Origin of the sequence: Robertmurraya mesotrionivorans, assembly GCF_050971805.1 — a bacterium.
GTDB lineage: Bacteria > Bacillota > Bacilli > Bacillales > Cytobacillaceae > Robertmurraya_A.
This window is the reverse complement of the sequence record NZ_JBPCCH010000041.1, coordinates 6201-13145: the sequence shown is the minus strand read 5'-3', so window position 1 is coordinate 13145 and position 6945 is coordinate 6201. Positions and strand designations below refer to the sequence as shown.

Here is a 6945-nt window from a genome sequence, read left to right as displayed (position 1 = left end):
GTGACAAAGTATCATGAAAAACACAAGCCTGCCAAATTTGATAAAAAGCAGCAACTTGAAAAAATACGTGCGGAGTATTTGAAAAAGAAGCAAGAACAAACAGATAAATAATATGAATGAAAACATAGGAAGACTAAAATCTCCCTATGTTTTTCTTATTCGAAGTTTTTTTTCAAGAATTAGGTAGCTGAATAAAAAGATAAGTCTCGCTCTTTTCAGCAAGTTACTTTTTCAACACCCCACACTCAAAGATAGTCAGGGAATACGTGCTTTACATCAATAAGGGAGGTTATTTAAGTCAACCTTTTCTTAATGAACTAACGGGAGCTTTCGTTAAAGAGCCTTTTTCTTATTCTACTGAAGAAGCTGTTTAGTTTTATAATCGTTTTTGACATAACAAAAGAACAGATAAACGATCTGTCCAAATAAAACAATTAATTGGGTGTCTCTTCAAATTGTATATAATACTTCTTGGCATAAGAAACTCCAACGAATAAAAGTAATATGCTAAGAATCGTAAATAGTACCCAATATGCATTATTGCTTAAAACGAGTAATACACCTAAAAATGAAAAAATCATACTAGGGATAAATCCAAATGCTGCTTTATAATGCTTAAAATATTTCAAGCTATAACCACCCCATAAACCAGATTGTTTATTGCTATTTTAAAACCAATTACATTTACTGGCAATTTCGGCAATCTACACTTTCATACATAATATAATTTTTCTTGTTCAACTAATGGGGTAGCATTCCTGTAATGAATGAAAATGAGGTTTGAATAAAAAAAGAACCTCCTGGTAGAATGAGAGAGTCCTAACGCTGGCGAGCAAAATAGGACAATCAACAAAATACCAGGAGGTCTTAAAATGAATTACAACCAAAATGAAAAGATTGCTCAAATCACTTCTCAGACTCTTATTATAGGCGTTGATATTGCGAAATTCAAGCATGTGGCACGGGCTCAGGACTATAGAGGAATGGAGTTAGGTTCCCCGTGTTATTTCGATAATACCAAGCCAGGATTTGAACTGTTTCTCGATTGGATCAATCAATTAAAGCTAGAACAACAGATGCAAAAAGTGATAGTAGGGATGGAACCTACCGGACACTATTGGCTAAATCTAGCTCATATACTAAAAGAAAAACATATAAAATTTGTTGCAGTAAACCCGTTACATGTAAAGAAGAGTAAGGAACTCGACGATAACTCACCGACTAAAAACGATGTGAAAGACGCTAAAGTGCCATCGCACAGTTGGTCAAGGACGGGAGATATGCTGACCAACGATTCCACAAGGTGTTTATGCAGAACTCCGTGTGGCGAAAAAAATACGTGATCTCCTAACTGATGACCTTCAAACGGTGCAAGGCCAGATTCACAACTGGCTAGATCGGTATTTTCCTGAGTTTTTAACCGTCTTTAAGAGTTGGGAAGGGAAAGCTGCCTTGCAATTTCTAAGGCTAGGAGCCTTACCACATGAACTGATTCAATTCACTGATCAGTACTTATTGGATCATTTACGAAAAGCAGTTAGTCGGAGTGTAGGACTAAACAAAATAATAGAGTTAAAACAAGCAGCAAAAGAGTCCATCGGACTTCGTCAAGGTGCTGGTATGGCTAAATTAGAACTAGCCACACTGCTTGATAAGTATGACTTGATACAAGAGAAGTTCGTAGAACTAGATAGTAAGATAGATAACTTAATTGAGCATATCCCGGGTGTTCAACAAATGTTAGATATTAAGGGAGTGGGAAGAGATACGGTTGCCGGCTTCTTTGCGGAAGTTGGGAATCTTCAAGACTATTCACATCCTAGACAAATTATAAAACTAGCTGGATTGAGCTTGAAGGAGAACACCTCTGGCAAGCATAAAGGGCAAACAAAAATCACTAAACGAGGTAGGAAGAAGCTGAGGGCTCTCCTCTTCAGGGTTTGTATGATTATGGTCGCTAAGAATTCGGCATTTAAAGCACTGCATGCCTATTACACGCAGCGTCCGGATAATCCTCTAAAGAAAATGCAGTCTCTGATAGCCTTGTGCAATAACTTAATACGTATATTCTTTGCCATTGGTAAGAAACAATTTGAGTTTAGTGAAGAGCGAATGTTACAGGATATCCCTCATATGAGAGCAAACATAGAAGTTGAAAAAGCAGCTTAATTCAGTAGGAACAGTAAAGTAGAAAAGAGTTTTAAGTGTTATAAATCTCGTACATTTGAAGCACGGATTAGTCAGCAAAGCAACTAAACTTCGGGCAAGGACCCTGTGGGGCAGCATGACTGAAATCCACCTCATGGAAAGGTTGGACGAAGGAATTTGAGAGCGAAGACTCTGTGAGGCATGGGAGGGTTGACCTCCATGAGAAATGTGGACATCCACCAGTGCGATCATATTTTGACTCATCCACCATTTTTTGTAAGTGTGTGGCTAATGAGTAATAGTCTTTTTTGCTTCAAAAGCCCAAATTTATCCTTACGAGATAAATCCAACCATAATAGCGAGCATTAACCCTAAAATAACATTCTATAAAATACTGCGAATACTGGAGAAAACGTGAGTTTTCACTTTGTTTATTGAGGGAGTTTAGTTGAAGAAGGATATGTTAAAATATAGAAAAATGAAGATGTGAATGGAGATCCAAATGAAATGCGTTTGTGATAATTATAAGGATTTAGATTTACAAAGAAATGACATTTCAAAGCGAATAAAAGAAAGTAAACTATTAAAGACACACCTAAAGACCATTGTTAAACCTAAAAATAGTAAAGATAAACTATATCAATGTGATATATGTAATCAATTTTGGCAAGGAAGTTTTGCGTGGAATTTTGGAAATGTTGAGTATTTGTTTAAAGTGCCGTTTACTGAAATAGTCGAATGGGAGAATGAACATTATATAGCACCAGATAAAATTCTAATTTATTTAGCACTTATGGAACGGTATTTAAAAGAAAATGCCTTTAGAACATCAAATCATGTGTGTAAAAAAGAAAACTGTTTTAATAAATCACTTGAGGGTGTTAATTTTTGTTTGGAACATCATATTAAATCTCTTCAAAATATCGGGAATTTACCCAAAGAACCTCAAGGGGAACTATTTCCTCCTTATGATGGAATATTTAACAAATACAAATCACATTTTAGTGAGACAATTAGGAATTATCGCTGATAATTAAAAGGTCTTACTTGTTCATTCTAACGGGGGTGATTGTTCTATATGAACAGTCGCTTTCTTGTCCTAAAGGAGCAGGTTTGTGGAAGAAGGATTTACACCTAATCGACTTGAATATGTACTATATGATAATAAAAAGTTTTTATCAGAGGAGCCGAAAATGAAGTGTTTTTGTGAACAACAAGAAACATATAAGTTAAAGGTCGAAGGTGATGTTGGAGCAGACCCTATTTGGTGTAATCAATGTGGCTGTAATTTTGATTTAGATGATATTCCAATCTCAAAAGAATTAAAAAGGAAATTGAGCAAGTGGGCAACAAAGTATGGTGAATGGATTGATTGGGATATAGATCAAATAGTTGAAAATGGTGTTGAAATAGAGGAAGAACATAACAGACAAGGTACTTATTTAACAGAAAAAGTTAAGATAGAACTAAGTGGTGAATATAAAATAAAGTTTTTCCCTTCGTCAATGGGAAGAAGTTATGCAAATAATAAACGTCTTTAAAGCAACTAGGGTGCGATCTATAATAGGTAGCACTCTTTTCTCTTATTGTACAAACGGAGCAGGTTAGCTTAATAAGAAAAGAATTGCAATAGATTGAATTTACTTAATAATCTAAACTACATATGACTAAAAAATGGTATAATTTACTTTAACCGATTGGAAGGAGGCGTTGTTTTATGAAAAAGACAATGATACTTAATGGGGTTGCATTCAATTAAAAGGGTGAACGTATCATTGCCCCTATAAACTACGTGATCCCTATCAATAGGAGGATCATAATCGTGGAAAATGTAGAGCAAAAGAATTTAATTACAATTGCAATCGACAAAGTAAATTTTCAGTTACAAGAGGATCATAATTTTTTTTGGTTAAATAGTTTAGGGGATGTTTTTTGCGTATTCGATGAACAAGATTCAGGAAATATTAGTTTCGGATTAGAAAAAAACAACAAAAAGTTCTTCGTCAAATATGCTGGAGCAAAACCAATGGACTTTTCTGGTAATCCAAAAGATGCAGTTGACCGTTTGATAAAGGCAATACCAGTTTATAAAAAATTGGAACATCCAAATTTAATAAAACTAATTGACCATTTCCCCATTGAAAATGGATATGCAGCAGTATTTGAATGGTTTGAAGGTGAATGCCTGCATTCTCACTGGTCTTTTGCTGAAATACCTAAATATACTCACCCACAGTCACCGTTCTATCGTTTTAAGAATCTTGAAATTAAAAAACGAATTGATGCCCTTAATACAATTTTTGCTTTTCATATTTATGTAGAATCACAAGGATATGTTGCCGTAGATTTTTATGATGGAAGTATTTTATACGATTTTAAAAATCATCAAACAAAAATATGTGATATAGATTTTTATCGTAAAACACCTTCTGTAAATGATTTAGGGGAGCATTTTTGGGGTGCTACAAGATCTAAATCTCCAGAAGAGTTTACTCTAGGAAGTCCTATTGATTCAAAGACCAATGTTTTTACAATGGGAGCAATAGCATTTGGGTTGTTAGGTGGCGAAATGGATCACTCATTTTCAAAGTGGGAAGCTGACAAGAAATTATATGAGGTAGCAATTAAAGCTGTCGAAAAAGAGCGAGATAATCGTTACTCAACTGTTAAAGAATTTTATGAAGCGTGGAACATCGCTTTAAAATAATAATAAAGCTATGGGTGATACTTCGAAAAGGTATCACCCATTTCTTTTTCACGTTATTACTCATTGTGAAGAATTGTACTTAAAGTAACGGGTGCTTTAGCTTAATTACAAAAATGACCTATATGGTCCTTTTTATTTTGACGTATACGTTTACCGATTCATTTTTTTTACATAAATCCTTCTCCCAGCCCAGCCAGCTGCTATTAGGAATAAAACACTGGCGCCTACCTGCATCTTATCAGTACGTTCCTCCTCGTACTCTTTAAAACCTTCTTCATAATAGTGTTTGAAGATGGTTTCTCCTATTTTGTATTCGGAAGGGATGGACAATTCGTCTCCATTTTTACCTAGAGTAAGCGCTGCTTCTTTGATCTTAATTACTTCCTTGTTTGATTCAAACCCTTCTTTATACCAATCTACGAATTTAGTATTTGATAAATTCGGATCTTTATATGTAACGGACTTAAAGGCAGCTTCGTACCCTTGTTTCTGATATTCTTCCTTTAATTCATTTTGTGCTTTATCGTATCCCTCTTGGTAGGCTTGGATATAAATCTCTTCAACATCAGTCGGGGGAGAGTGTACATCTTTTTTACCGTCATTGTAGCCTTGAGTATTTAATTCTGCTTTTTTTGCTTCCACTCTTTCTGTAACAGCTTTATTAAAGCCGTCTTCAAAGGATTTCTTTAATCCTGGGTGTGACTCATAGTTTGCTGGTATAACGATGTTATCTTGTTTTTGTCCTAATGCATAACCTTCGTTTGTTGCAGTTGTCTTATCAGCTTCAATTTTGGCTTTACTTTCCTCATATCCTTTGTTGTATCCAGAAGCGTATCCCTGTTTAAATGCATCAGAACCAGTTGTCGCTACGCTATTACTAATTGCTTCAGAGTAGCCATCTTTTAAACCTTGAGCATAACCTAGCTGTTCACCACTTGCTAGGTCTTGTTGGTCTTGTTTATATTGCGTTTGTTCAGGGCTGTTATTAATCTTGGTTTTATCATAGCCTGAAGGTGCTTCGCATGGGATTCCGTCGTCAACTTGGCTATTCCCCCAGCCATCCAGATTTTCAGGATCGTATGTAGCTGAATATCCCTTAGAATTCCAATAAGCAACCATTTCATCATATGTTGCAAAATCTGTACAGTCCTTGTCTGTATTAACAAAAGGAGTTGAAGTTGTTGTAGAAGATGAACTTGAAGAACCTGTTTGTAATTGATCAATTAAAGAACCAATTATTACTACGTTATCGTCTTGCCACTTAATCTCGAATTCATCGATGGTTGTTATATCAAACCCTTCAAATTACTTATTTAGCAAATATTGTTCTGAAAGCGAATATCGACGTTATATTTTTACCGGCCATGTTGTTTATTCTTGCTGGATTTATGGCTTTTTCGACCGGGACTTCATGGGGAGCATTTGGAATATTACTTCCAATTGCAGGGCAAATTGCCGTAGCTACCGATCCATCCTTACTATTGCCCATGATGGCAGCTGTCCTTTCGGGATCAGTTTTTGGCGATCATTGCTCTCCGATTTCAGATACAACAATCCTTTCTGCAGCTGGTTCAGGCTGTCACCATATTGACCATGTTACGACACAGATGCCGTACGCCATACTGGCGGCAGCTATAGCATTTTTGGGATATATCGCTATGGGTCTTTCAGGAAGTACGATTGTTGGGCTTAGTGTAGTTATTGGTGGTCTTTGCTTATTACTCATTAGAAAAAGAGAGAAGGTCGAAGTAGATAAAGAAGTCATCGCGAAATAAAAATATAATATTACACTTGAGTCAGAACGTGTTTGACAGTTAATTCTGGGTGCCTGTTCTGATAAGCAAGGTGTTTAGAAGTGCCAGAAGGAAGTATAGAAGATGGGACAGTTATTGAAATTAATGACAATCATAGTGAAGCTTCGCAAAAATGGAGTTGATTGAGCTGTCTTCAAGTATAAATTAAAGAATAGTAAATTAAGTTTGTAGGCTAGTTATACAAACATGGTTACTTATGAATCTATTGTTGATTGTACGTTTATCCAAATTAATGCTAGAATAGATAACCATAAGCATCAAATGAATATCGAAGGA

Annotated in this window: 5 protein-coding genes and 1 pseudogene; 5 read left to right on the top strand and 1 reads right to left on the bottom strand. The window is 35.5% G+C overall.

Annotation, left to right across the window (positions count from 1 at the left end; genetic code table 11):
- The first annotated feature begins 872 nt into the window (after nt 1–872).
- The 4 genes and pseudogenes from ACRX5O_RS25040 to ACRX5O_RS25025 all read left to right on the top strand — a co-directional run bounded on the left by ACRX5O_RS25040 (nt 873) and on the right by ACRX5O_RS25025 (nt 4855).
- A pseudogene (locus ACRX5O_RS25040) lies at nt 873–2169 on the top strand (IS110 family RNA-guided transposase).
- 481 nt (nt 2170–2650) lie between these two features.
- Nucleotides 2651–3178: a hypothetical protein gene (locus ACRX5O_RS25035; protein ID WP_433908417.1), complete on the top strand. Its 528-nt coding sequence runs from the start codon at nt 2651–2653 to the stop codon at nt 3176–3178.
- 85 nt (nt 3179–3263) lie between these two features.
- Nucleotides 3264–3689 carry an immunity protein CdiI family protein gene (locus tag ACRX5O_RS25030; protein ID WP_433908416.1) on the top strand — a complete coding sequence of 142 codons (426 nt, stop codon included), beginning with the start codon at nt 3264–3266 and terminating at the stop codon, nt 3687–3689.
- Between the two features lie 281 nt (nt 3690–3970).
- Nucleotides 3971–4855: a protein kinase domain-containing protein gene (locus ACRX5O_RS25025; protein ID WP_433908415.1), complete on the top strand. Its 885-nt coding sequence runs from the start codon at nt 3971–3973 to the stop codon at nt 4853–4855.
- A 150-nt stretch (nt 4856–5005) separates the two neighbouring features.
- Here the strand turns inward: ACRX5O_RS25025 and ACRX5O_RS25020 are convergent, their stop codons facing one another.
- The gene (locus ACRX5O_RS25020; protein WP_433908414.1) at nt 5006–5974 is read right to left on the bottom strand and encodes a hypothetical protein; all 969 of its coding nucleotides are present in this window, start codon (nt 5972–5974) and stop codon (nt 5006–5008) included.
- Nucleotides 5975–6138: 164 nt separating this feature from the next.
- Here ACRX5O_RS25020 and ACRX5O_RS25015 point away from each other — a divergent pair, with 164 nt between their 5' ends.
- Entirely contained in the window at nt 6139–6630 is a 492-nt protein-coding gene (locus ACRX5O_RS25015; protein ID WP_433908413.1) for a Na+/H+ antiporter NhaC family protein, read from the top strand.
- The last annotated feature ends 315 nt before the right edge of the window (nt 6631–6945 follow it).